17 protein-coding genes are annotated in these 25,592 nt (G+C 46.2%); 8 read left to right on the forward strand and 9 right to left on the reverse strand.

Going from position 1 to position 25,592, the window contains the following annotated elements; genetic code table 11:
- Positions 1-15 precede the first annotated feature (15 nt).
- The 4 genes from clpP to OCV81_RS12375 all read right to left on the reverse strand — a co-directional run bounded on the left by clpP (position 16) and on the right by OCV81_RS12375 (position 3,948).
- A complete protein-coding gene (clpP, locus tag OCV81_RS12360; RefSeq protein ID WP_148330259.1) occupies positions 16-687 on the reverse strand; it encodes an ATP-dependent Clp endopeptidase proteolytic subunit ClpP in 672 nt (223 codons plus the stop codon).
- Positions 688-843: 156 nt separating this feature from the next.
- Positions 844-2,190 (reverse strand): trigger factor, encoded by a 1,347-nt coding sequence (gene tig, locus OCV81_RS12365; RefSeq protein WP_148330244.1) that lies wholly within the window; start codon positions 2,188-2,190, stop codon positions 844-846.
- Positions 2,191-2,437: 247 nt separating this feature from the next.
- Positions 2,438-3,208, reverse strand: a complete 771-nt coding sequence (locus OCV81_RS12370) for an ABC transporter ATP-binding protein (RefSeq protein WP_148330245.1) — start codon at positions 3,206-3,208, stop codon at positions 2,438-2,440.
- Positions 3,205-3,948, reverse strand: a complete 744-nt coding sequence (locus OCV81_RS12375; RefSeq protein WP_022355021.1) for an MlaE family ABC transporter permease — start codon at positions 3,946-3,948, stop codon at positions 3,205-3,207. The genes OCV81_RS12370 and OCV81_RS12375 overlap by 4 nt, the downstream gene beginning before the upstream one ends.
- Before the next feature lie 140 nt (positions 3,949-4,088).
- Here OCV81_RS12375 and lptB point away from each other — a divergent pair, with 140 nt between their 5' ends.
- Positions 4,089-4,907, forward strand: coding sequence for an LPS export ABC transporter ATP-binding protein (gene lptB, locus OCV81_RS12380; RefSeq protein ID WP_022355022.1), 819 nt, complete (start codon positions 4,089-4,091; stop codon positions 4,905-4,907).
- Positions 4,908-5,010: 103 nt separating this feature from the next.
- Here lptB and OCV81_RS12385 read toward each other — a convergent pair whose 3' ends face one another.
- From OCV81_RS12385 to OCV81_RS12405, 5 genes are all read right to left on the reverse strand, one after another.
- Positions 5,011-6,174 (reverse strand): SusF/SusE family outer membrane protein, encoded by a 1,164-nt coding sequence (locus OCV81_RS12385; protein ID WP_148330246.1) that lies wholly within the window; start codon positions 6,172-6,174, stop codon positions 5,011-5,013.
- A 19-nt stretch (positions 6,175-6,193) separates the two neighbouring features.
- Complete coding sequence (susD, locus tag OCV81_RS12390; RefSeq protein ID WP_148330247.1) at positions 6,194-7,861, reverse strand: starch-binding outer membrane lipoprotein SusD; 1,668 nt, start codon at positions 7,859-7,861, stop codon at positions 6,194-6,196.
- A gap of 21 nt (positions 7,862-7,882) precedes the next feature.
- Positions 7,883-10,900, reverse strand: coding sequence for a SusC/RagA family TonB-linked outer membrane protein (locus OCV81_RS12395; RefSeq protein ID WP_148330248.1), 3,018 nt, complete (start codon positions 10,898-10,900; stop codon positions 7,883-7,885).
- A 75-nt stretch (positions 10,901-10,975) separates the two neighbouring features.
- A complete protein-coding gene (locus OCV81_RS12400; RefSeq protein ID WP_148330249.1) occupies positions 10,976-13,156 on the reverse strand; it encodes a glycoside hydrolase family 97 protein in 2,181 nt (726 codons plus the stop codon).
- Positions 13,157-13,332: 176 nt separating this feature from the next.
- Complete coding sequence (locus OCV81_RS12405) at positions 13,333-15,186, reverse strand: glycoside hydrolase family 13 protein (protein WP_148330250.1); 1,854 nt, start codon at positions 15,184-15,186, stop codon at positions 13,333-13,335.
- Positions 15,187-15,363: 177 nt separating this feature from the next.
- On the opposite strand from OCV81_RS12405, the gene OCV81_RS12410 reads away from it, so the two are divergent.
- The 7 genes from OCV81_RS12410 to OCV81_RS12440 all read left to right on the forward strand — a co-directional run bounded on the left by OCV81_RS12410 (position 15,364) and on the right by OCV81_RS12440 (position 25,201).
- Positions 15,364-16,959 carry a DUF6377 domain-containing protein gene (locus OCV81_RS12410; protein WP_148330251.1) on the forward strand — a complete coding sequence of 532 codons (1,596 nt, stop codon included), beginning with the start codon at positions 15,364-15,366 and terminating at the stop codon, positions 16,957-16,959.
- 209 nt (positions 16,960-17,168) lie between these two features.
- A complete protein-coding gene (locus tag OCV81_RS12415) occupies positions 17,169-17,807 on the forward strand; it encodes an HU family DNA-binding protein (RefSeq protein ID WP_148330252.1) in 639 nt (212 codons plus the stop codon).
- 69 nt (positions 17,808-17,876) lie between these two features.
- Entirely contained in the window at positions 17,877-18,716 is an 840-nt protein-coding gene (locus OCV81_RS12420; RefSeq protein ID WP_072543554.1) for a peptidylprolyl isomerase, read from the forward strand.
- Positions 18,717-18,728: 12 nt separating this feature from the next.
- Positions 18,729-19,967: a M16 family metallopeptidase gene (locus tag OCV81_RS12425; RefSeq protein ID WP_148330253.1), complete on the forward strand. Its 1,239-nt coding sequence runs from the start codon at positions 18,729-18,731 to the stop codon at positions 19,965-19,967.
- A complete protein-coding gene (locus tag OCV81_RS12430) occupies positions 19,964-21,289 on the forward strand; it encodes an MATE family efflux transporter (protein WP_148330254.1) in 1,326 nt (441 codons plus the stop codon). The genes OCV81_RS12425 and OCV81_RS12430 overlap by 4 nt, the downstream gene beginning before the upstream one ends.
- A 3-nt stretch (positions 21,290-21,292) precedes the next feature.
- Positions 21,293-23,812: an ATP-binding protein gene (locus tag OCV81_RS12435; protein ID WP_148330255.1), complete on the forward strand. Its 2,520-nt coding sequence runs from the start codon at positions 21,293-21,295 to the stop codon at positions 23,810-23,812.
- 39 nt (positions 23,813-23,851) lie between these two features.
- Complete coding sequence (locus tag OCV81_RS12440; RefSeq protein ID WP_148330256.1) at positions 23,852-25,201, forward strand: sigma-54-dependent transcriptional regulator; 1,350 nt, start codon at positions 23,852-23,854, stop codon at positions 25,199-25,201.
- The last annotated feature ends 391 nt before the right edge of the window (positions 25,202-25,592 follow it).

The raw sequence follows: 25,592 nt of genomic DNA on the forward strand, positions 1-25,592 counted from the left end.
TTAATTAATTCCTGTTTACAACGAAGGCTTGCGCGAAAGCACTTCATCAATCATACCATACTCCTTTGCTTCAGAAGCTGTCATCCAATAATCACGATCAGAGTCTGCCCATACTTTGTCAAATTCAGTATGAGAATGGTCAGCAATGATAGTATATAATTCTTTTTTCAATTTCTGAATTTCACGAGCTGTAATCTCAATATCCGAAGCCTGCCCTTGTGCTCCTCCCATCGGCTGATGAATCATTACGCGAGAATGAGTCAAGGCGGAACGCTTACCCTCTTTTCCCGCTACCAGCAATACTGCCGCCATCGATGCCGCCATACCTGTACAGATAGTCGCCACATCACTGCTGATAAACTGCATGGTATCATAAATACCTAATCCAGCATATACTGAACCGCCCGGAGAATTAATATAAATGGAAATATCTTTTCCAGAATCCACAGAATCCAGATACAAGAGCTGCGCCTGCAACGTATTGGCTGTATAATCATCTATCTGGGTACCCAGGAATATGATACGGTCCATCATCAAGCGGGAAAAAACATCCAGCTGTGTTACATTCAACTGGCGTTCTTCCAAAATATACGGATTCAAATATCCTGCCTGCGACTTGATGACATCATCAAGCACCATACTGTTCATTCCTAGATGCTTGGTTGCATATTTTCTAAAATCGTCCATCATAATTTTACTATTAATTTTACACAATGAAAAAGAGGCCTCTAACCTCCTTTTTCTGAGAAAACAAAAGTACAAAACACTTCTGTCCTACAGAAGAAGTCCCGTTAAAAGCCTCCTTTTTTAAACTATTTTAGCAATCAGCCTTGCTAAAACAAATTATTGAAACATCTTGTTGAATTCTTCCGCAGAAACAGCTTTATGATTCAATGTAACCTGTCCTTTCAGAATTTCAGAAAGTTTAGACTCAATTACACGGTTCACCAAAGCTTCTACGCTCTCACGTTTCTTCAACATTTCCTTTGAATAGTTTTCCAACAATTCATCAGGAACATTGATCATTCCGTATTGTGCAAACTGTGCACGAGTAGCTTCTTTTGCCATATTGGTAATATCAGCCTGTTCTACTTTGATATTGTTAGCGGCTACCAGTTTCTCCTTAATCAAGTGCCAAGTCAGTTCTTCCAGACTCTTTTCATAGTTTTCAGAAACGAACTCTTCACCTTTATCCTTGTTGTTTTCCAACATGATACGCTTCATCAGTTCGTCTGCATACTGCAACTTGCCTACCTTACCAGACAGATAAGTACGTACATCCAGCAAGAACTTATAGTCACTATCTGATTCAAACTGTTTAGCAATCGTTTCCTTGATTTGAGCACGGAATTCCTCTTCACTGTGAGCTTTTCCTTCACCCAATACCTGATCAAACAATTCCTGATTCAGGTCACCCGGAATCATACGAGTAATTTCTTCAATCTGGAAGCTGAAGTTACCTTTATAGTTAGCTACTTCTTCTTTCTTGATTTTCAGCAAAGAAGCCAGTTCTGCTTCGTTGTTGTCAAAAGCAACCGACGGATTGAATACCAAGACAGTATTGACTTTTGCGCCGTTGAAAATAGCTTTCTGTTCATCGTTCTTCATATAAGTAGGCATCATGACTGCACCTTCTACCTGAAGACCGTTTTCTTTTGTACTACCGTTTTCATCCAATTCAGCCAACAAACCTTTCAGCATGTCGTTGTCCTGGTAATCTTCTACTTTGTCATATTTAGCAGTACGCTGTGTATACATCTTCACCTGCTGATCTACCATTTCATCGGTTACATTGATGTCATAGTAGTCTACCGTATCATTGTTAGACAACTCCACGTTGAATTCAGGAGCCAAAGCAATATCAAATGAAAATTCGAAGTTTTCGTCTGTTTCAAAGTTTGCATGATTTTCTTTCGGCAGAGGAGTACCCAACATATTTACTTTATTATCGCGGATATATTCACCTACCTTTTCCTGCAGCAACTTATCAACTTCTTCCAACAATACAGACGTTCCATACTGTTTCTTGATCAATCCCATAGGAACCATACCCTTACGGAATCCCGGCATATTTACTCTCTGACGAAGCGTCTTCAGTGCTTTTTCAACCTTTTCCTGATAATCAGCTTTTTCAATCTGGACAGTAAGCACAGCACTTACATTGTCTACATTTTGCAATGAAATATTCATTTCCGACTTATTTATTTAATTATTAATTATTTCTCGTATTTATCAAAAGTGGTTGCAAAAATAATGTTTAATCTTTCAATAACCAAACTGACAGTGTAAAAAATATTTACGGGCGTATGATTCCTCCACCCGGAATAAATCCGGGAAACATCGGTTTCTCCATTCCTATCCGGTCTTCTGGAAAAATCTCTCTCCCTCCAACCAGTCATTACTCGCGGATTTCAAGGATACACCTGAATAGAAAAAATCAGATTTTCTGTATTTTGTTTTCTTCTTTCTTGACTTTCTGAAGCAAATCAGAAGCAAAAATAAAATTATTCAAACGTTCATTCGTGGCGTTGAACACATCGTCTTTGGTGCCTTCCCATTCCTTATGTCCCTGATAAATATACAGAATGCTGTCACCGATACCCATTACCGAGTTCATGTCATGCGTATTGATGATGGTAGTCATATTATACTCTGTGGTAATGTCATGAATCAGTTCATCAATCACCAGCGAAGTCTTAGGATCAAGACCAGAGTTAGGTTCATCACAGAACAGATATTTGGGTTGCAAAGCAATGGCACGCGCAATAGCCACACGTTTCTGCATACCTCCACTGATTTCTCCTGGATATTTTGACTGAGCATCCATCAGGTTCACACGGTCCAGGCAAAACTGTGCACGCTTCACCCGGTCACGATACGTATCATTGGAAAACATATCCAGCGGGAACATCACATTCTCCAGCACAGACAAAGAGTCGAACAAGGCTGCACTCTGAAAAATCATTCCCATCTCCCGCCTCAACGACTTCTTCTCTTTCTTCCCCATATCCAGCAGGTTACGTCCGTCATACAAGATTTCTCCACACTCGGGCGTCAGCAATCCTACAATACATTTCATCAACACGGTCTTACCAGAACCACTCTGTCCGATAATCAGATTGGTTTTTCCATTGTCAAAGGAGAAATTAATGTCTTCAAGAACTGTACGTCCTTCAAATGACTTGCATATAGATTTCAACTGTATCATCCCATCAATAATTGTGTAAGTATTAAATCTGAAAACAAAATCAAGACACTGCTTGATACGACCGAATCCGTACTAGCCTTTCCTACGGCAATAGAACCACCTTCCACTGTATATCCAAAATAGGCCGATACACTCGCAATAATAAAAGCGAAAAATAGCGATTTAATAAAGCTACACCAGATATACCACTCTACAAAACAATATTGCAAACCATATTCCAAATCAGTCGCATTCATTATTCCTGCAAACCATGCCGTACAGAATGCCCCAATGATACCCGCAAAAATACTGAATATCACCAAAAAAGGAATCATGGTCATCAATCCCAAGATTTTAGGAAGAATCAGATAGGATGCCGAGTTGACTCCCATAATTTCGAGCGCATCAATTTGCTGCGTCACACGCATCGTTCCTATTTCGGAGGCAATGTTCGAACCGACCTTACCCGCCAGAATCAAACACATGATGGAAGAAGAAAATTCCAGCAACAAAATCTCACGCGTAGTATATCCCACCACAAAACGTGGCATCCAAGGACTTTCAATATTCAATTTAATTTGGATACAAATCACGGCACCGATAAAAAAGGAAATCAGCAACACAATGCCGATGGAGTTGATGCCCAACTGTACCATTTCATTCCGATATTGCTTTAAATACATCCGGAATCGCTCCGGACGGGAAAACACACGCCCCATCAACATGAGGTATTTTCCAAAGTTTGTGATAGGCTTTATCATATTGTTACAATCATGTTTGATGCAAAAGTACTGCTTTTTAGCTATATTATAATAAAAGACTGGAGGATTTTCGAATTAAGAACCACAGAACCCAAGATTTTTACTACTTTTGCAACGACTGAACAGTTAACAAAAAGACAATGGCAGCACAAGAAAATCAAGAACATACTACCGAAAATTTTGAATTGCCGTCAGATGGACGAATGGTACTTCGGACCGAAAACCTGGTAAAGAAATACGGAAAACGAACGGTGGTAAGCCATGTTTCCATCAATGTGAAACAAGGAGAAATTGTGGGATTGCTCGGACCCAACGGGGCCGGAAAAACCACTTCCTTTTATATGACCACCGGACTGATTGTCCCCAACGAAGGGCATATCTACCTGAACGATAAGGACATCACCTCTTATCCCGTATACAAGCGGGCCCAAAACGGAATCGGTTACCTGGCGCAGGAAGCCTCCGTGTTCCGCAAGATGAGTGTGGAAGACAACATTGCCTCCGTGCTGGAGCTGACCAACAAATCACCCGAATACCAGAAAGAAAAATTGGAAAGTCTGATTGCTGAATTCCGGCTCCAGAAGGTCCGCAAGAACTTGGGTGACCAGCTTTCCGGAGGTGAACGCCGCCGCACGGAAATCGCACGCTGCCTGGCCATCGACCCGAAATTCATCATGCTCGACGAACCGTTTGCCGGAGTCGACCCGATTGCGGTAGAGGATATCCAGCACATTGTCTGGAAACTAAAAGACAAGAACATTGGCATCCTGATTACTGACCACAACGTACAGGAAACGCTGAGTATCACCGACCGGGCTTATCTGCTGTTTGAAGGGAAGATTCTATTCCAAGGCACACCGGAAGAACTGGCAGAGAACAAGATTGTCCGTGAGAAATACCTGAGCAACAGTTTCGTGCTGCGGAGAAAGGATTTCCAGCTGAAAGAAATCAGAGAATGAGAACAAATGCTATAATCGTAAGGATATTCCCGTCCTTCTGAAAAAAGATACCCCCGCCACCAATTTCCGTGACAGGGGTATTTTCATATCAAGATATTCAGTCTTAGTTGAGGAATCCGGTTCCTTCCGTAAAGTTCAACGAAATCTTCTGACCCGGATTGGCAGTCAAGGAATATTCCGCTCCCAAGTCCGTCCATCCGTTATTCACTGCATTGTTTTCACGATAGAATATGGTGGCACCATCCTTCAGTGTAAATTCCAGCCGCCACCAGTCTGTATCTGCCTTGATACACATGCGTACTTCACCCGTTGCCGTCAAAGTCGGAGAGACAAAGCTGCCGTTCTTATCTTCCGGTACCGAGAACTTATAAGCCTCATTGTAATTCCAGTCGCCCACTGTGCTGCCCAAGACATATACATCCGGTTTATAAAAACTCAGGGTATACTGATAATCTTCTCCATTCACTTCTGCAACCAAATAAACAATGTACCAGCCTCCTTTACTTACTTTAATATTATCACCGCTGTCAGACAGTCCGGCTCCGGCATTATCCTTAAACTGATGAATCTTGGAATAACCATTCCAGTCCTGTTCAAACTTACCGAACTTGAACTCTGCGCCCGCATCAAAATACACCATACTCCAAAACTCTCCGGCCAGCCCGTTCACACTGACCATCGGTTGCCACGTTCCCCAGGCTGTTCCGATACTGGAGCCTACCAGATACATTTCCTCAGGAAGCTCTATCGTAGAAACCACTTCGCCCAGTTTCACTTGGCTGACCTTGACCACATTCGATACCGAATTGCCCAATTCACTACCGGTAATAACCGCTGCAAGCCGGAAATATACCGGAGTTACCGCACCGATATATGCATCTGCCTCCGGGTTCGCCTGCTTCCACAAATCCACGACTACCATATTCAATTCCTCAGGCTTCAATGCAATGGAAGTAGAGGTATAAGTCGTTGAGAGAGTCTTGTAATTAGCTTCGGATTCTTCCGTCGCATCCACAAAAGATTCATTCAGTGAAACCTGCACACTATAGGTCGTAGCTGCTGTAAAGCCATAAGCAGGCTGCACACAATTCAGGACAATCGTATCCTGACCCGCTCCTAAATCATACACATTGTCCTCCGGAGTCTCCAGTACAAATGTCTCTGCTTCATGTAATGTCGGATTATCATCTCGGTCCGTATTACAAGCTGTAAGCAACGGAAGTCCGCATCCGACTAACAACAAAATGGGAAATAATATCTTTTTCATGTTACTTGCTCCTAATAAATTAATAGCCTTCATTCTGATGCATATTATTGTTGTTGTTCAGGTCTGTGGCCGGAATCGGATAGACATTGTAAATGTCACTCACCGACTTACCTTCTTTCACGCCCCCTTTCCAGTCCCACAAATACTTGTCGGTGGTAAAGCAGTCGAAACGTACCAAATCACTGCGGCGACGGCCTTCCAGATAAAATTCGCGTGACCATTCGTCCAACAAATACATCTCGGTAATCTCGTTCAAGGCAGGTTGTTTGACGCATCCGCGTTTAGCACGCAAAGTCTTGATATCTTCCCATGCCAGACTCTTTTGATTCAGCCGGAAGTTAGCTTCCGCACGGGTCAGATAGGCTTCAGCCAACCGGAACAAAGGGATATCCGTGTCCGGATATTCAGTATGACTGGTAGAAGCCCCATCCGAACGGATGTTCTGCCATTTCACGACAGACAACCCACTCTGAAAACCGGTGATGGATTTCGGATCCATTGTCCGTCGTCCGCCACCTGCACCCGAATAGAACATGGCACGGTCATCACCCGCTGCCTGAATCATATCCTGTGTCCGCACGCCATACTGTGCATCCCAAGCGTCGATGTCCTCATCATTGGCAAAGTCACTCTGCCCGGGCACCTCCACATCTTCCGGAATCATCGGTACACTTCCTTCCTCAAAGAACTTATACACCAACGCATTGCGGGCAATCAGACACGACCACCCGTTCGTGGTACCCATGTGCGGCATTCCACCCGTACGCGTGCCACAAATCAAATAAGTAGAACCGCCATAGTTTCGGGTCTTCATACCGTCCTGACGAATGGGAAGAATGATTTCCTTCATGGCCTTTTCATTCTGGTCATTGTCGGCCATGAACATCAGCTTATAGTCATCGCACAATTCATAATATCCGCTATTGATCACTTTATCCGCATACGTTTTGGCATTCTCATAATCTGCCGTACCGGTATACACCTCTGCATTCAAGTAGACACGGGCCCTCAACAGCCAGTTGGCTGCTTTGTCCGCACGTCCGAAAGGAGCCTGACCCGGTTCATACATGTCCGCTTCACATTCATCCAATTCTTTCTGGATATAGTCATACAAGTCCTTTCCTGTTATCTCTACCGGCAGTTCATTGTCAAAATGTTCCTTGAAAGGTGCCTTTCCAAACAAGTCCAGGAAATAAGAATAGTGCAAGGCACGCAAGAAACGCACCTCCGCACGCTGGCGAAGGGATTCTTCATCCGTTTTATCGGCAATCTGGTCCAAGAAAAAATTCATCTGAGTAATGTCATACCCCAAACGCACATACACCCATTCCGTCCGCTGGCTGGAAGAATTCCATGCAATGCTGGTAAACTGAGGAATATCCACATTGTCCTGCCATACCCATACACATTCGTCGGTAGGCAATTCCTGACAATTAAAGATGGTACGATAGAATCCGGACTCCCCTTCATCCTGTCCATCCAAATCGGGAGTACCCGCCAGACCTTTCTGCCCCGTCAGACCCAACAAGGCATACTGCTTGACGAAAGCTCCCTCCTGGTCAAAGCTGGAAGAACTTTGCGGGTCAATGGAACTGATGTCCAAGTCATTGATGCACGATACATTTCCCAATGAAACGGCTACTGTCAGTGCCGCTGAAAATATATGTTTCAAATAGCTAGTTTTCATACGTCTTAATGTTTTCATAAATTAGAATTGTAAATTAACTCCCAGCAGGAACGTGAAGGCACGCGGATAAGGATTAGAGTCAATGCCACTCTGCACTTCCGGATCCAGTCCCTTGTACTTGGTGATAATAAACGGATTCTGAGCCGTTGCATACACGCGTCCGCCAATACCTTTATAGGCCGAGGTCTTGAACAGGTTCTTGAACGAGTATCCCAGTGTAATGTTGTCACAACGCAGGAAAGAAGCATTCCGGACGAAATAGTCGCTCATGTAATAATCTCCTTTTCCTGTAAAGCCCAGCGCAATGGCTTCCGGGGTAGTATTCGAGTACGCCGTATTGGAGAACAATCCCGAGCTGCTCACGTTCGCTTTCCCAGCCAGGAAGTCGTAATACACGTAGTTATTCAGACTGCTGCGCAAGGAGAAACTGAAATCCCAATTCTTATATGTCATCTTCGAAGTAAGTCCCATCATGAAATCGGCTGCCGGTTTCTTGTAGATATACTTATCAGAGCTGTTGATGATGCCATCCCCATTGCGGTCGACAAACATATTCTCAATCGGATTACCGTTTTCATCATATACCTGCTGGTACACATAGAAAGAGTTAGCTGCATAACCCACCTTGTTGACCTGTACCTTCGTATTGTTACCACGGGAAATGCTGTTACCAGTTTCTACGTAATAATCAGCATCATCCCCACCGGTCAGCTTGGTAATCTCATTATGGTTCCAGGTAAAGTTATAGGTCACGTCCCACATAAAATCTTTCGTAACCACCGGTTTCACGTTAAAGGCAAATTCCACACCGTAATTTTTCAGCGAACCGATATTCTGCAACATTTGTGCATTGAAGTTCGTACCCACCGGAATCTTCACACTGTTCAGCAAGTCGTTTGTTTCACGGTAATACCCGTCCACATTACCGCTGATACGTCCGTTGAGGAATCCGAAATCCAATCCGGCATTGTAAGTGGTAGTCTGCTCCCACTTCAAGTTCGTATTGAAGGCATTGGCACGCGAAGTATGATAATATGTATCTCCAAACGGATACTGAGCATAATCGTCACTCACCACATACAGCGGCATGTAGGCAAAATCCGAACTTACATCCTGCTGTCCGGTGATACCCCATCCCAACCGGAGTTTCAGGTCGGACAGGAAATTGACATCCTTCAAGAAGTTTTCTTCCTTCATCTTCCAAGCCAGAGCCAGAGAGGGGAAAGTACCCCAGCGGTTTCCGTCAGCAAAACGGGAAGAACCATCCCAGCGCATGGTGAAGGTGAACAGGTAACGGTCTAACAACGTATAGTTCAAACGTCCGAAGTAAGAAATCAACGTATTGCGGGTAGCATACGCCGTCTGTCCCTTCAACACGGCATCATGAATTTCTCCGGTATAAGGATCCACTCCATTCCCGATGGTAAACCCATTCCGGTGGAAATGCTGTTCCTCCCCACCGGCCATGATGTCAAGGGTATGTGCACCCAATGTCTTGACATATTGTGCATATACGTTATACGACAAATTATATTTGTATTCGGTCACAGCCGAAGTATTCCCATAATAGTTGTAAGAGAATGAATAGGGTGAATAAATGGTAGTCTGCGTACCGTCTGCATATTCACCACCCAAGCTGGCATGCAAATGCAGGTCGGGCAAGAAATGGAATTTATAATCCACTTCTACATTCCCTACGAAATCGTTGCTGTTGGCACTGTCGTCTTTCTGTTCCAAAGCTGCCACCGGATTCTGCGGCGTATTCTTGTTCGCCGTATACCGCCAGTCCGGATCCGAAAAATCAGAAGTAGACTGTGCATTCTGATAATAACCTCCAAACACGTCATACATGCTGTCACCGCCATATACCGGACGAGTAGGATCCATGGAAAGTGCACCTCCAATGGCAGCTCCGGCATCGGCATACCGGTTCTTTCCATTCATGTATTTGGCCGTTACATTCACCTTCAAATGGTCGTCGAAGAAAGAAGGAGCCAGATTCACCGATGCGGTAAAACGCTGGAAATTGGACGTCTTCAGAATACCATTGTTATAACTGTATCCCAATGAAACGCGATACGGAAGATTCTTCAGCCCTCCGTTGATAGACACATGATGGTCGGTACTGATGGCCGGACGGAAGATTTCATCTTGCCAGTCGGTATTGGCCGTACCCAGCGACGTCGGCAACTCATCGCCAAAAATCTGCTGAGCGTATGCCCGGTATTCGTCTCCATTCAGTACATCGTATTTCTTCTGAATGGTGGATACGGAAACCGAACCGTTGTAGCTGACTTTCGGAGCCTGACCACTCTTTCCTTTTTTCGTAGTGATAATAATGACACCGTTGGAAGCACGGGAGCCATAAATGGCTGTAGCCGAAGCATCTTTCAATACCGTAAACGTCTCAATATCTTCCGGGTTCACCATAGAAAGCCCGTTCGACATACCTTTGACCCCGCTGTTATCGATGGCCAGTCCGTCAATCACAATCAGCGGATCGTTGCTGGCATTCAGGGAAGAACCTCCACGGATACGAATCTGTGCACCTCCACCCGGAGTTCCGTCATTGGAAATCACACTCACACCGGCTACCTTTCCAGTCAACATATCCTGTGCATTGGTGGTAATACCCTTACTCAGTTCATCCGGCTTGATAGCTGTTACCGAACCGGTGGCATCATTCTTCTTCACCGAACCGTAACCGATAACCACCACATCATCCAGCACTTCCGTATCATCCTGAAGCGTCACATTCATGGTAGCCTCTGCAGGAAGTTCTTGCGTCTTATATCCGATAAAAGAAATGACAATCACATCACCTTTTTTAGCTTCCAGTGTAAAATTACCATCCAAATCCGTAATCGTGCCCACGGTAGTTCCCTTCACCAGCACATTGGCACCGATGACACCCATACCGGCATTGTCCTTCACTACTCCTTTCACAGTAAATCCTTGTGCAAAGGCTTGCAGGGAAAGGAAAACTCCGACTATCCATACAGCCAGGAATTTACTCGTACTATTCAGTTTTATTTCCATATTATTAAATTAAAGTGTTCCCTAAACTTTTGTTCAAATACCTATTGAAAACCACAATCTTTCCCTTATGGTTTCTTATTTCACTTCCTTGATGGAAATGGCGTAACCTCCACCCACAGCAGCTTTCAGGTTCAATTTAGTCTTATTGGTCACTTTTTTCTTAGTAATGGTATAAGCCTGCGGATTCTTGTCCCAGCTGGCATCCTTTGCATCTGCATAAATGGTCGCTTCATATTTCTTGCCCGGCTGCAGGAAATCAAGAGACAACTTCGATTCATGACCGTTATATCCTGCGGTACATCCTACATACCAGTCGGTGCTTCCCTTAGCACGGCGTGCAATGGTGATATATTCTCCCGGCTCGGCTTCCAGGTATTTGGTTTCATCCCAGTCTACTGCCACATCCTTGATAAACTGGAAAGCATCCATGAAGCGTTCATAGTTTTCCGGCACATCGGCAGCCATCTGCAACGGACTGTACATCGTCACGTAAAGGGCCAACTGGCGTGCCAGAGTGGTACGTGCATGCGACTTGTTATTCGGATTCATCTTGCTGCAATCCGGTTCAAAAATACCCGGTGTATAATCCATCGGGCCGCCAATCAACCGGGTAAACGGCAAAATGGTCGTATGGTTCACATTGTTTCCACCAAAGGATTCATATTCCGTACCGCGGGCTGACTCATTTCCAATCAAGTTCGGATACGTACGGCACAAACCGGTCGGGCGAACTGCTTCATGGGCATTCACCATAATCTTGTAGTCGGCTGCTTTCTTCACTGCATACAGATAGTGGTCTACCATCCATTGTCCATAATGATGCTCTCCGCGCGGAATGATGTCGCCCACATAACCACTCTTTACCGCATGGTATCCGTTGTCCACCATAAACTGATAGGCCTTGTCCATGTGACGCTCGTAGTTACGTACAGAGGCCGATGTTTCATGATGCATAATCATCTCCACCCCTTTGCTGGCTGCATAGCGATGCACTTCTTCCACGTCAAAGTCAGGATAAGGAGTCACGAAATCGAACACATAGTCCTTGCTCTTGCCAAACCAGTCTTCCCAGCCCTGGTTCCATCCTTCTACCAATACGGCATCAAAACCATTTTCGGCTGCGAAATCGATGTAACGTTTTACGTTTGCGGTATTGGCCGAATGTTTTCCGTTGGGCTTGGTCTTGGAATAATCTGTCTCACCCAGTTTCACACTCGCCAAATCGTCCGTATAAGCCCAGGTTCCTTTATTGGTAATCATATCCCACCAGATACCAATGTATTTCACCGGATGAATCCAGGAAGTATCTGCAATCTTGCAGGGTTCGTTCAAGTTCAAGGTGATACGTGACGCCAGAATGTTGCGGGCATCGTCGCTCACAATGACGGTACGCCAAGGAGAAGTACACGGTGTCTGCATATACCCTTTATCCCCTTTGGCATCAGGAGTCAGCCATGATTCAAATACCAGATTCTTGTCGTCCAGATTCAGGCTCATGCAAGAATAGTCCTTCAACGCCGCTTCATGCAGGTTGATGTACAATCCGTCATCCGTCTTCATCATCAACGCCGTCTGTACCCCTGTCGGTGAGAACACAAACTGTGAAGAATTTTCAGTAACCGCCTCTTTCATCTTTCCACGGATTTCAGAAAGACGGGAAGTGGTATAATCATATTCCTGCGTGTCATAGTCGCCCGGAATCCAGAAAGCAGTATGGTCGCCTGTCATGGCAAACTGCGTATGTTCTTCCTTGATGACAAAATAATTCAGGTTCTTCTGTTGAGGAAACTCATAACGGAAACCCAGTCCGTCGTTGAACAAGCGGAAACGAATCACAATGTAACGGTCATTTTCCGGTTGGTCGAGCGTGACTTCCAGTTCATTGTAATGATTGCGGATTTCACTTTCTTCTCCCCATACCGGACGCCAAGTCTCATCAAAAGTAGAAGTATGTGTTTCTCTGACTTTAAAGCCCGTCATCAGGTTGGTCTTTTCATCTACACGTTCCTTGTCCTTACGTTCCGTCCATTCAAAGCCAATCCGTTTTTCCGGATTTTCCCGTTTCAATTCCAATCCCAAAGTACTGGGCTTGATGACTTGTTTGTTCTTAAAGGTAAGCTCATACACCGGAGCTCCTTTCTGATTCAAACTGAAATCCATTACCAGATTGCCATCCGGCGAAGTCAGTTTCTGTGCGTGTGCCAGAAATGCACAACAGCACATTGCTACAAAGGCAAAAGTTTTTCTTGTTTTCATACGTTTTTCGCGGTATTAATTTAATTGGATTTATGTTTTTCAGTTACCGGAAGCAAAATTAGGTTTCCTCTTCCATCTTTATTTTCATCCACAGAAAAATAGAAACCCAGAACGCAACCAATCAACTGAAAACCAAAGATTTTACATCACACAAAAAGCCTAAAAATAGAAATGATTTAGAACTCCATCACCAAATTTTCACGTCCTTCCAAGGCCAGTTTTCCTTCCAGATTCACCTGCTTTCCCGTCAGCAAGTCCCGAACCTTGTCAGCCGGAAGAATTTCCTTGTAAGGAGTCAGGTCGAGTTCTTTCGGTGAATCGGTTCCGTTCATCACCACTACCACCGATTTGCCGTTGAACTCCCGCTGATAGACATACACTCCCTGACAGATGGAATAATGCTTCAGCGTACCTTTTCCGATAACCGGATTTTCTTTCCGCCAGTTCAACAACTTGCGCGTAAACTCAAATGCCTCATTTTCCAACGGCGTCCGTCCGCTGGCCTCAAAGCAGTTACGGACATCGCCCGGCCATCCGCCCGGAAAGTCCTTACGCAAGTCGCCGTCACCTTTCCCCTTATCCCCGGTCATCAGGATTTCCGTACCATAATAAATCTGTGGAATCCCCCGGGTAGTCAGCAAAAAGACCAAAGCCTGTTTGTAACGCTTCAAATCCTGCGCCATCTCATCCGTCCGTGTAAAGCGTGAAGTGTCATGATTGTCCAGAAAAGTCAGCAAGTTCATCGGATTCGCATACACCAAATCCTGTGTCTGATAATCATACAGCTTATAAAGACCTCCTCCCCACTCACCGGTCTCTTCATCGAAAGCCTGGTTCATGAATGCCTGCAAAGGAAAATCCATCACCGTAGGCAGATTCGAGTTTAACGGGGCAGCCAGCTTGCTGTCCTTCTGCCAATAAGAAACCAATACATTACTGTTCAGCCAAGTTTCCCCTACAATATTAAAATAAGGATATTCCTCCAACACCTCCTTGCACCATTGGCTCATAAAATCAAAGTCCGCGTATGGGTGCGTATCCTGCCGGATGCCGTTGATGCCTGCATATTCAATCCACCAGATACTGCTCTGAATCAGATAGCGTGCCACATGACGGTTACGTTGATTGAAATCGGGCATCACGGAAGTAAACCATCCGTCGGTGGCAATCTTCTTTTCATACTCACTGGCATGGATGTCCATCACACTGGCCGTCTTGAACGAAGTCTGTACATAATTGGAATGAAAGTTGAACCATTCCTTCGAAGGCTTGTCCTTAAACAAGTAGTTCTCGCTGCCGCAATGGTTGAAAATCATGTCCATCACCACTTTCAAACCTTTTCCGTGTGCCTTGTCCACCATGTCACGGAAATCCTCATTGCTACCGAAGCGCCGGTCTACCTGATAATAATCCGTAATGGCATATCCATGATAAGAACCGCCCTCCATGTCATTTTCCTGTGTCGGGTTCAGCCAGATGGCCGTCACTCCCAGATCGGCAATATAATCCAAATGGTTCGAGATACCCAGAAGGTCTCCCCCGTGACGGGCAAACGAATCCGTGCGGTCCAGCTTCGTTTCTTTCATGCCTTTCACTACGTCATTATCCGGATTCCCGTTGGAAAAGCGGTCGGGCATAATCAGATACAACACATCCTCGGAAGTAAATCCTTTCACATCTTCTCCTTTTCGCGTACGCGCCTTCAATTCATACGGAATTTGAAGCTGCTTCTTTCCATTCTTTAACTGGATATGGAAAGTCTGCGCCTCTGCCTCCGACAAATCTACATACAGCAACAGGTAATTCGGATTCTCCTGCTTCACGACTTCTTCCAAATAAACTCCCTCTCCCGACACAGTCACATCGGAAGAACCCAGGTCGTCACCATACAGCAAAATCTGCAATTCGGAATGTTTCATTCCCGCCCACCAGAAAGAGGGGGCAATCTTCTTTACGTCCATGGCACGGGCAGTCTGTCCCATCCCCCATACGAAGAGGAACACAGCCCATAAAATCAATGTATGTTTCATGATATTGAGGTTGAATGTTTTTCATCGCAAAAATAGATTCCTGAAAAAAGATTTCTTATCTTTGGAAACAAAATATAAATACATACAAGTATCAATATATTCATTTACTGTATGTTAATAACTTTTTAAGTGATTAAAATATAAATGAGATAACACATCCTATACAACCTTAAGGCTATGAGAATATTATTTTTCCTCCTGCTTCTCGCATGGGAAAGCAGCCTGCGGACAAGCGTTTGCGCACAAACCTCCAACGAACGGATATTGGCACAACTTGACAAGGTCATCGCCCAAAAAGAAAAATACCGGAACGAACGGGAAGCCACCATTTTTCAGATGAAGCAACACCTGAATTATGCCACAGACCCCAACGAACAATACAAGCTCTGCGGAACGCTGTTCAACCTGTATCTTCACTACCAGGCCGACTCTGCCTGCCATTACCTTCGCCGAAAAGCATACTACAACTCCCTACAGAAGCAACCCGAAAGGGACATTGAACTGACCATCAACCGGGCAGAAGTGGAAGGAGTCATGGGCATGTACAACGAAGCGCTGGAAAAATTGCAGACCCTCAACCCGTACCAGTTGGACTCTCTCAATCAAAGATATTACTATTTCACCATCAGGGCCTGCTACGGATGGATGGCCGACAACACCGCAGACAAGTCCGTCAAAGAGAAATACCTGGAAAAGACAGGGCTCTACCGTGACTCTCTTCTGGAGATTTTGCCTGAAAATAGTAACCGCCAGATTATTCTGGCAGAAAAGATAATTCTGGAGGGACACCCCGACAAAGCGATTCCCCTCTTGAACAAGGTGCTCACCTCCTCGTTGGATATGCAGGAAAAGGCCTATGTATACTATACCCTTTCTTTGGCGTACGAGGCCAAGAAAGACCTCGACATGGAAATCTATTACCTGGCACAGACCGCACTTATCGACCTGACTTCTTCCGTAAGAGAATATGCCGCCCTGCAGAAACTGGCCCGCTTGGTCTATCTGCAAGGCGATCCGGAAAGTGCATACACCTACGTCAGCTGTTCGATGAAAGATGCCGTGGCCTGCAACGCCCGCTTGCGTTTCCTGGAAGTCACCGAATTCTACCCCATCATCGACAAAGCCCACTCAGACAAGAAAGCTCAGGAAAAACGCTTGGGATGGATTCTGATGGTCAGCATCAGTTCGCTGGCCATCTCGCTGATTGTGCTGGCATTCTATTTATATCATGGTATGAAGAAACTGGCCTTCATGCGACGGGATTTATCGAAAACCAATAAAGAGCTGGTGGCGGTCAACAAGCAGTTGCAGCAAACAGGCAAGATTAAGGAGGTATATATCGCACGCTACCTGGACCGCTGCGTCAGCTACCTGGACAAGCTGGAACAATACCGACGCTCCCTCGAAAAACTGGCCATGGCATCCCGCATTGAAGAATTGTTCAAGGCTATCCGTTCGGAACAATTCCTGCGCGAAGAGCGCAAGAATTTCTACAACGAATTTGATAAATCGTTCCTGGAACTGTTTCCCCACTTCATCCGCGACTTCAACAATTTGCTCACCGAAGAAGGAAAGATTGAACCCAAACCGGGCGAAATACTGAACACCGAACTCCGCATCTTTGCACTTATACGGCTGGGAGTGACCGATGCCAACCGGATTGCCCATTTCCTAGGATACTCCCTGGCTACGGTCTACAATTACCGGAGCAAGATACGCAACCGCGCCAAAGGAGACAAGGAGAACTTTGAGCAGGAAGTGATGAACCTGTAAACACAAAATTCTCCGTCCAATTCTTGCTTTTCCCCTTAAATATAACTATCTTCACCAAGGAGAATTCTCTGTTTCACACTGTGGGATACAAAAACTACAGTGTGGGATATGTATTTCACACTGTGAAATACATATCCCACACAATGAAACAGAGAAAATATCGAAGAAAAAGAAAGAATTTGTTTAAACCTTTAAATTTATTACTTACGATGTCGGCAACTTACACCATGCAGGAAATGAAAGACCTGCACAACGAGGAGGAAACCCTTCTCTATCCGAGAATGATTATCAAAGGACAATGCAGTACCGAAGATTTGGTGAATGACATTGCCAAACAAAGCAGCTACAGTGCGGGCGAAATAAAAGGCATGCTGGTGGCCTTGCACGAAGCCATGACCCGCGAAATGGCACGAGGTTACTCCGTCAAACTCGACCAAATCGGTACCTTCACTCCCTCCTTGGGACTGGCCAAAGGCAAGGAGGCTGAGCTCCCCGAAGGGGATACCCGCCGCAATGCGCGCAGCATCCGCATCCGAAACATCAATTTCCGGGCCGACAAGGAGCTGATCCAAAAAACAAGTCTGCACTGCACGCTCGAAAGAGAAAATGGCACGTCCCGACTGAAAACCTCCCGGCACAGCAGTGAGAAACGACTGAAAATGGCTCAGAACTTTCTACTGAAACACCCCTACCTCACCGTGGCCGACTACATGGAGCTGACCGGACTGAGTCATACGACCGCTGCCCGCGAACTGCAGACCTGGAGCCGCACACCCGACACGGGCATACAGGCCAAAGGCCAGCGCACACATCGGGTGTATGTGGCCGTTTCCCCTGAAGAAAAGTAAGGAGGACAAAGCCGGAAAGCAGCAGATAAAGAGTTTTTTTGTACCTTTGCAAAATCATCCTTTTTTGACATGAAAAGATTTGCTATTTTATTCACACTGATGGCCTGCTGCCTGATGGCATGCACGGGCAATCAAAAAAAGACAACCGATATGGAAACTGGAAACGAAACACTTGTACGTCTGGAAACGACCATGGGCAACATCACGGTCAAACTGTATAACGAAACGCCCAAGCACCGCGACAACTTCATCAAACTGGTCAAGGAGGGTACTTACGACAGTACGCTTTTTCACCGTGTCATCAAGAACTTCATGATTCAGGCCGGCGACCCGCAGAGCAAGACGGCCACCGACACCACGACATTGGGTAACGGTGACGTGGGTTATACACTTCCGGCAGAATTCAACCCGAAATTCTTCCACAAGAAAGGGGCGTTGGCTGCAGCCCGTCTGGGAGACGACGTGAATCCGAAAAAGGAATCTTCCGGCTGTCAGTTCTACATCGTGACCGGACGTAAGTTCTCGGAAGCACAGATGATCAGTATGGAAAACCAGCTGAACGACGCGCGTTTGGAGAACGTGTTCAACGAACTAGCCCGCAAACACATGAAGGAAATCTACAAGATGCGGAAAGCCGGTGACAACGACGGTCTGCTGGAACTGCAGGACAGCCTGGAGACGCAGGCACGGGCTATCGTGGCCAAGGAACCGGCCTTGAAGTTCAGCCGTGAACAGATTGCGGCCTACACCACCGTGGGAGGAGCACCTCACCTGGACGGAGCTTACACCGTATTTGGAGAAGTAACCGACGGAATGGACGTAGTGGACAAGATTCAGGCAGTCAAGACCAACCGGGCCGACCGTCCGGAAACTGATGTCCGTATCCTGAAAGCAACCGTGATTGAATAACCTGACACCCGCATGATTCAAGTAAACCGTTATACACTGGACAACGGGCTGCGGATTGTACACAATGAGGACGACTCTACCCAAATGGTCGCCCTCAACCTGCTGTACGACGTGGGAGCCCGCGATGAAGACCCGTCACACACGGGCTTTGCCCATCTGTTCGAGCATCTGATGTTCGGAGGCTCCCTTCATATCCCTGATTATGATACGCCGGTACAGAATGCCGGAGGGGAAAATAATGCCTGGACCAACAACGACATGACGAATTATTACATCACCCTGCCGTTCCAAAACGTGGAAACGGGGTTCTGGCTGGAAAGCGACCGTATGCTCAGCCTGGACTTCAACCCGAAAAGTCTGGAAGTACAGCGGCAGGTGGTCATTGAAGAGTTCAAACAGCGCAACTTGAATCAGCCGTACGGGGACGCGTCGCATCTGCTGAGGGAACTGGCTTACGAATCGCATCCTTACCGCTGGCCAACCATCGGCAAGGAGATTGCACACATTGCCCATGCCACGCTGGAAGAGGTGAAAGACTTCTTCTACCGTTTCTATGCACCCAACAATGCCATCCTGGCCGTAACGGGACACATCACTTTCGAGGAAACCATCCGACTGGCACAGAAATGGTTCGGTCCGATTCCGGCCCGGAAAATTCCTCCCCGCCAGCTTCCGAAAGAGCAGCCGCAAACGGCCATCCGCCGCAAGACGGTGGAACGGAAAGTCCCCGTGGATGCCATTTACATGGCCTTCCACATGTCCAATCGCATGCATCCGGATTATTATGTGTACGACATGATTACGGATATCCTCTCAAACGGACGTTCCTCCCGTTTCGTACAGTCGCTGGTGCAGGAACAAAAACTGTTCACTTCCATCGATGCGTATATTTCGGGTAGTCTGGATGAGGGATTGCTCCACATCACCGGAAAACCTGCCGAGGGAGTTTCGCTGGAACAGGCCGAAGAAGCCATCTGGAAGGAACTGGAGAAGATGAAAACCGTACCCGTCAGCGAACAAAAACTGGAAAAGGTGAAAAACCGCTACGAAAGTGAACAGATATTCAACAACATCAACTATTTGAACGTGGCCACCAACCTGGCTTTCTTCGAACTGACAGGAAAAGCTGAAGACATCAACGACGAGGTGAACAAATACCGCGCGGTAACCGCCCCACAGATTCAGGCGGTTTCTGCCAAATGTTTTGTACCCGAAAACTGCAGCATTCTTTATTACAAGGCAATTCCATGAAAAAATCCAACTACCGGGCGCTTCTCTGGCTAGGCATTCCCATCGTCATCGGACAAATCGGGGTCATCGTGCTGGGTTTTGCCGATACCTTGATGATTGGGCACCACAGTACGCAGGAACTGGCCGCAGCCAGTTTCGTGAACAACATGTTCAACCTGGCCATCATCTTCAGCACGGGATTCAGTTACGGGCTGACACCCATCGTGGGAAGCCTTTTCGGACAGCACCACCATGAAGCAGCCGGAAGGGCGCTGAAGAACAGTCTGGCAGCCAACACCTTGCTGGCGCTCATCGTTTGCCTGGTCATGGGACTGCTCTATTGGAACTTGGAACGTCTCGGCCAGCCGGAGGAACTGATTCCGGTAATGCGTCCCTATTATCTGGTGCTCCTTTCCTCCCTGCCTTTTGTACTGTGGTTCAACGGTTTCAAACAGTTTACCGACGGCATCACCGATACCCGCATCTCCATGTGGATTCTGCTGGGTGGCAACGTGCTGAACATCGTGGGGAACTACCTGCTGATTTACGGGAAGGCAGGTTTTCCGGAACTGGGGCTGTTAGGGGCCGGCATCGCCACCCTGACCTCACGCATCCTGATGGTGGTGGCCTACCTGATTCTTTTCTTCGGCACTTCCCGCTACGAAGTATTCAAAAAAGGATTTACCCAAGGACATATCAACAAAACTGATTTCGGACAACTGAACAAACTGGGATGGCCCATTGCCGGACAGATGGGCATGGAAACCGCTTCGTTCAGCCTCAGCGCCATCATGGTGGGCTGGCTGGGCAGTACGGCACTGGCATCCTATCAGATTATGATGGCCGTATCGCAGGTATGCTTCATGATGTACTACGGCATGGGAGCTGCCGTATCCGTACGTATCAGCTATTTCTTCGGACAGAAAGACTTGGAGAACGTACGCCACACAGCCCGTGCGGGCTTCCATATCATTCTGGCCATGATTGTGCTGACCGGTATCCCCATCTTCCTGCTCCGCCACCACATCGGGGGCTGGTTTACAGACGATGCAGCCGTGAGCCTCATGGTGGCCCAGGTCATCATCCCCTTCCTGCTCTACCAGTTTGGCGACGGCCTGCAAATCAACTTCGCCAATGCCCTGAGGGGGATTGCCGACGTACGCCCCATGATGCTGTTCTCCTTCATCGCCTACTTCCTGATTTCGCTGCCGGCCGGCTATTTCTTCGGATTTGTCTGCCAGTGGGGTGTCACGGGAATCTGGGCCGCCTTTCCTTTCGGACTCACCAGTGCCGGAATTATGTATTACCTGCGCTTCAGATATAAAACCAAACAATCCTGTTAAACCATGTTTTCCACTTCCTCCAAAATCGTATTCGGCTACATCGTGCTGGTCGGACTGCTGATGGGAGCTTTCACCTACACCATCCAGCAGATGAACCTGCTCACGACTCCTACCAATTTGAGAGATCAGCTCGACCATCGCCGCCACATTACGCACCGCATTATCAGCCAATTGTATGATGCAGAAATTATCGGGCAAACCCTGCGTACCGGTAATCTAGACGAATACCATCATTACCTGAAAGCCATGAAAGAGGTAAATGCTTCGATTGATACACTGGAAATCATTCTGACCGACACTTTGCAACAAGCTCGTCTGGATACGGTAAGAACCTTGTTGAGGAACAAGCAATGGAACATGTATGCCGTACTGGAGGCCATGCGGAACACCCCAACCGACCAGATTTATCAGGAACAACTGGACAGTCTGATTGCCCAGCAGGATTCCCTGCTCAGCACACCGCATGTACGAAGAAAAGTCATTACCCATCACAATTCGTACACCATACACCATAAAAAGAAGGGCTTCTTCAAGAGACTGGCCGATGTGTTTGCACCAGGAAAAGAAGATTCCACTCAGGTGAGCAACGTGATACAGGAAGAATATACCGACACCCTCGATGAGGTGTACAGCCCGATAGATACCATCAGCCACATGATTACAGGTATCCAGCACAAAGTGTTCCAAACCCGGCAGAAAGAGACGGAAATGCTGAACACACGCATCAACAGCCTCCGCATCGTTGGAAGCGGGCTTAGTCAACGTGTCAATCAGTTGCTCGAAAACATTGAACATGACGAACAGGAAGCAGCCCGTGTCAAACTGATGCAGGAGGAAGAAATACGGAAAAATGCGGCCAAGACCATGGCTCACATCGCCATTGCCGCATTCATACTGGTACTGGTTTTCTCTGTTGTCATCGCACGCGACATTACCCGCAACAACCATTACCGGAAGGAACTGGAAAAAGCCAAACTCTATGCCGAGAATCTGCTGGTGGCACGCGAAAAACTGATGCTGACCATCACACACGACATCAAAGCCCCGGCCGGTTCCATCATCGGCTACATCGACTTGCTTATCCGGCTGGTAAACGACAAAAGACAACAGTTCTACTTGTCGAACATGAAAAGTTCGGCCCAGCACCTGTTGGCCCTCGTCACCTCTCTGCTCGACTATCACCGACTGGAAGCCGGAAAGATGGACTTGCATCCGGTAACCTTCAACCCGCATGAACTGCTGACAAACATTTACAACAGTTTTCTGCCGCTGGCCGAGAAAAAAGAGTTGCAACTGACATTGAAAGAAAAACTGCCGGAAACCTTAAACTTGGAAGGAGACCCATTCCGCATCCGGCAGATTACGGAAAATCTTTTGTCGAATGCACTGAAATTCACAGCTACCGGCGAAATTACCTTACAAGCAGAATACCATGGAAACCAGTTTGTGCTGCGTGTTTCCGATACAGGATGTGGCATGACTGAAAAGGAGCAGGAAAAGATATTTAAAGAGTTTACCCGTCTGCGCAGTGCACAAGGTCAGGAAGGATTCGGGCTAGGATTGTCCATTACTAGGAAACTAGTAGAACTTTTAGGCGGAAAAATCGAAATAGAGAGTACTCCTGGAAAAGGAAGTACCTTCCAAGTATCCATGCCACTCCCTTCCATTTCTTCCAAAACGTTCCACGGAACAACTCCAACCACAACTCAAGTTTCTGAACGGTTATTGCGGATACTGATTATCGATGACGACCGCATCCAAATGCATCTGACAGAAGCCATGTTACACAATCTGGAAGAAGAATTTGAAGGACTGAAAATAAAGACTGTGTGCTGTGAACACCCGGAAGAGCTTGTTACCGAGCTTCAAAATGGGAAATTCGACCTGGTGTTCACCGATATCCAAATGCCAGCCATGAATGGTTTTGAATTGCTGAAACATCTTCGCAGCCTCCATTTTGCACAAGCACAATCTATCCCTCTCATCGCTATCACAGCCCGGGGAGACATGGACGAGACCGATTTCCAACGGAAAGGATTTGCCGGTATGCTACAAAAACCTTTCAGTCAATCTGATTTGTGCAGAATACTGACTCATGTATTTTCACTCCAAACAAATGAAGCAGCTCTTCCTACTCAAACAGGAATACCTTCTTCACCAAAATTAGAGGAGGAAAAATCCTATAATTTTTCTCCACTCACTGCCTTTTCCGAGGACGACCCCAAAGCGGCCAGAGAAATTCTACAAACGTTCGCTCAGGAAACCCGTAAGAATCTGAAGAAGATACAAGATGCCATGCAGATGGAAGACATGGAAAGTCTATGCGCCGTAGCACACAAGATGCTCCCCACTTTTATCATGATTGAAGCCCGGAAAGCAATTCCCTCCCTTCAATGGCTAGAACAGCAAAGAGGGAACCATACTTATTGCCAGGAGGCAACCCGAGCCGCCAGCATCATTGTGGAAGAGACAAAAAACATCCTTGGAAGCAAAATCTTGAAGGATACAGAAAGAATATCATAAAAAATATTATCTTTGTAAAACCAAATAAATAAAAAATACATGATTCCGTCTATTTTAATCGTTGAGGATGATTTGACTTTCTCTACCATGCTGAAAACATGGCTGGGGAAAAAAGGGTTTGAAGTGGAAACTGCAAGTACGCAGGCAAGAGCACGCAAACAAATCGGGTCACGGAAGTTCGACCTGATTTTGTCTGACCTGCGCCTTCCGGATCAGGACGGAATGAGTTTGTTATCTTGGTTACGTGAGCAAAATGATCAGGTACCTTTCATCATCATGACCAGCTATGCCGAAATTCAAAGTGCCGTACGAGCAATGAAGGAAGGAGCTACCGACTACATCTCCAAACCAGTACAACCGGATGAACTACTAAAAAAAATCAAGGAAGCCATTCATCAGGAAGAAACGGTTACCGATACTTCCAAAGAAAAGAAAAATGCTGTTTCTCACAATTTTCTGGAAGGAGAAAGCGAAGAAGCCCGAAAACTATATAATTATGTCAATCTGGTGGCTCCTACTCAGATGTCGGTGCTCATCAACGGAGCCAGCGGAACCGGAAAAGAATATGTAGCCCACCGCATCCATCAGCTCAGCAAACGGGCAGACAAACCGTTTATCGCCATCGACTGTGGCTCCATTCCTAAGGATCTGGCAGCCTCTGAATTCTTCGGACACGTAAAAGGCTCGTTTACGGGGGCCTTAAACGATAAAGCCGGAGCATTTGAAGAAGCAAACGGAGGTACTTTGTTTCTGGATGAAATTGGTAACCTGAGCTACGAAGTGCAGGTACAATTGCTGCGTGCCCTGCAGGAACGCCGTATACGCCGTATTGGATCGGCCAAGGAAATAGAAGTGGACGTACGACTGATCAGCGCAACCAACGAAAATTTGAAAGAGGCTATCAACAAAGGTAATTTCCGGGAAGATTTATACCACCGCATCAATGAATTTACCCTGCAAATGCCTTCACTGAAAGACCGTCCGGAAGACATCCTGCTGTTTGCGAATTTTTTCCTGGATCAGGCAAACCGCGAATTGGAACGTTCACTGATTGGTTTCGACGCAGAAGCCAGCGAAACCCTGCAAAGTTATCCATGGCCCGGCAATCTTCGCCAGCTGAAAAATACAGTCAAACGGGCTACTCTACTTGCCCAAGGAGAATATATCACACGAAAAGACCTGGGAGAAGAAATCGGCGAACAGCGGGAAGAAACTTCTACAAGGATTCCAGAAGAATCTTTTATTCTTCACAACGAAGAGACTGAAAAACTGAGAATCATGAAAGCATTACAACAGACCGGCAATAACAAGACCAAGGCAGCCACGCTGCTGGGAATCGACCGGAAAACATTGTACAACAAACTCAAGCTGTACCACATTCCACAATAAGAGTGTGGAATTTTTCTACACATTCCACACCCGTTCTACAGAATTTCCCCGCACTTCCCCCGCTACAAGGGTCTGAAGGCTTTGGCACGGGTTTTGTATTATTACTTACAAATAAACAAAACAATGAACAAACAAAACAAACTAGGCTAAACCCAACCCCATAAAATAAAGTTCTGAGATTGTCATTTACCTCAAATTGATTTCGCAAATTAATTTTACAATCTCATGAAAAAATGAAGATGCCTATGTGTTAAGAGAAGGAGACGCTGTGAAGCGTTTCCTTCTCATTCTTTTTTATACAGGGATATTCAGTAAATGTCCCCCAAAAATAAAATGGCATATGAAGTGATTATGGTCTATCATTTTCATATGCCATTTTTATTGTCATTTT

Origin of the sequence: Phocaeicola fibrisolvens, from assembly GCF_025567125.1 — a bacterium.
Taxonomy (GTDB): Bacteria; Bacteroidota; Bacteroidia; order Bacteroidales; family Bacteroidaceae; genus Phocaeicola; species Phocaeicola fibrisolvens.

What these genes read in the sequence shown, in the direction of transcription:
- clpP (WP_148330259.1), bottom strand. Translation starts at nt 687, where the DNA reads ATGGACGATTTTAGAAAATATGCAACCAAGCATCTAGGAATGAACAGT.
- tig (WP_148330244.1), bottom strand. Translation starts at nt 2,190, where the DNA reads ATGAATATTTCATTGCAAAATGTAGACAATGTAAGTGCTGTGCTTACT.
- OCV81_RS12370 (WP_148330245.1), bottom strand. Translation starts at nt 3,208, where the DNA reads ATGATACAGTTGAAATCTATATGCAAGTCATTTGAAGGACGTACAGTT.
- OCV81_RS12375 (WP_022355021.1), bottom strand. Translation starts at nt 3,948, where the DNA reads ATGATAAAGCCTATCACAAACTTTGGAAAATACCTCATGTTGATGGGG.
- lptB (WP_022355022.1), top strand. Translation starts at nt 4,089, where the DNA reads ATGGCAGCACAAGAAAATCAAGAACATACTACCGAAAATTTTGAATTG.
- OCV81_RS12385 (WP_148330246.1), bottom strand. Translation starts at nt 6,174, where the DNA reads ATGAAAAAGATATTATTTCCCATTTTGTTGTTAGTCGGATGCGGACTT.
- susD (WP_148330247.1), bottom strand. Translation starts at nt 7,861, where the DNA reads ATGAAAACTAGCTATTTGAAACATATATTTTCAGCGGCACTGACAGTA.
- OCV81_RS12395 (WP_148330248.1), bottom strand. Translation starts at nt 10,900, where the DNA reads ATGGAAATAAAACTGAATAGTACGAGTAAATTCCTGGCTGTATGGATA.
- OCV81_RS12400 (WP_148330249.1), bottom strand. Translation starts at nt 13,156, where the DNA reads ATGAAAACAAGAAAAACTTTTGCCTTTGTAGCAATGTGCTGTTGTGCA.
- OCV81_RS12405 (WP_148330250.1), bottom strand. Translation starts at nt 15,186, where the DNA reads ATGAAACATACATTGATTTTATGGGCTGTGTTCCTCTTCGTATGGGGG.
- OCV81_RS12410 (WP_148330251.1), top strand. Translation starts at nt 15,364, where the DNA reads ATGAGAATATTATTTTTCCTCCTGCTTCTCGCATGGGAAAGCAGCCTG.
- OCV81_RS12415 (WP_148330252.1), top strand. Translation starts at nt 17,169, where the DNA reads ATGTCGGCAACTTACACCATGCAGGAAATGAAAGACCTGCACAACGAG.
- OCV81_RS12420 (WP_072543554.1), top strand. Translation starts at nt 17,877, where the DNA reads ATGAAAAGATTTGCTATTTTATTCACACTGATGGCCTGCTGCCTGATG.
- OCV81_RS12425 (WP_148330253.1), top strand. Translation starts at nt 18,729, where the DNA reads ATGATTCAAGTAAACCGTTATACACTGGACAACGGGCTGCGGATTGTA.
- OCV81_RS12430 (WP_148330254.1), top strand. Translation starts at nt 19,964, where the DNA reads ATGAAAAAATCCAACTACCGGGCGCTTCTCTGGCTAGGCATTCCCATC.
- OCV81_RS12435 (WP_148330255.1), top strand. Translation starts at nt 21,293, where the DNA reads ATGTTTTCCACTTCCTCCAAAATCGTATTCGGCTACATCGTGCTGGTC.
- OCV81_RS12440 (WP_148330256.1), top strand. Translation starts at nt 23,852, where the DNA reads ATGATTCCGTCTATTTTAATCGTTGAGGATGATTTGACTTTCTCTACC.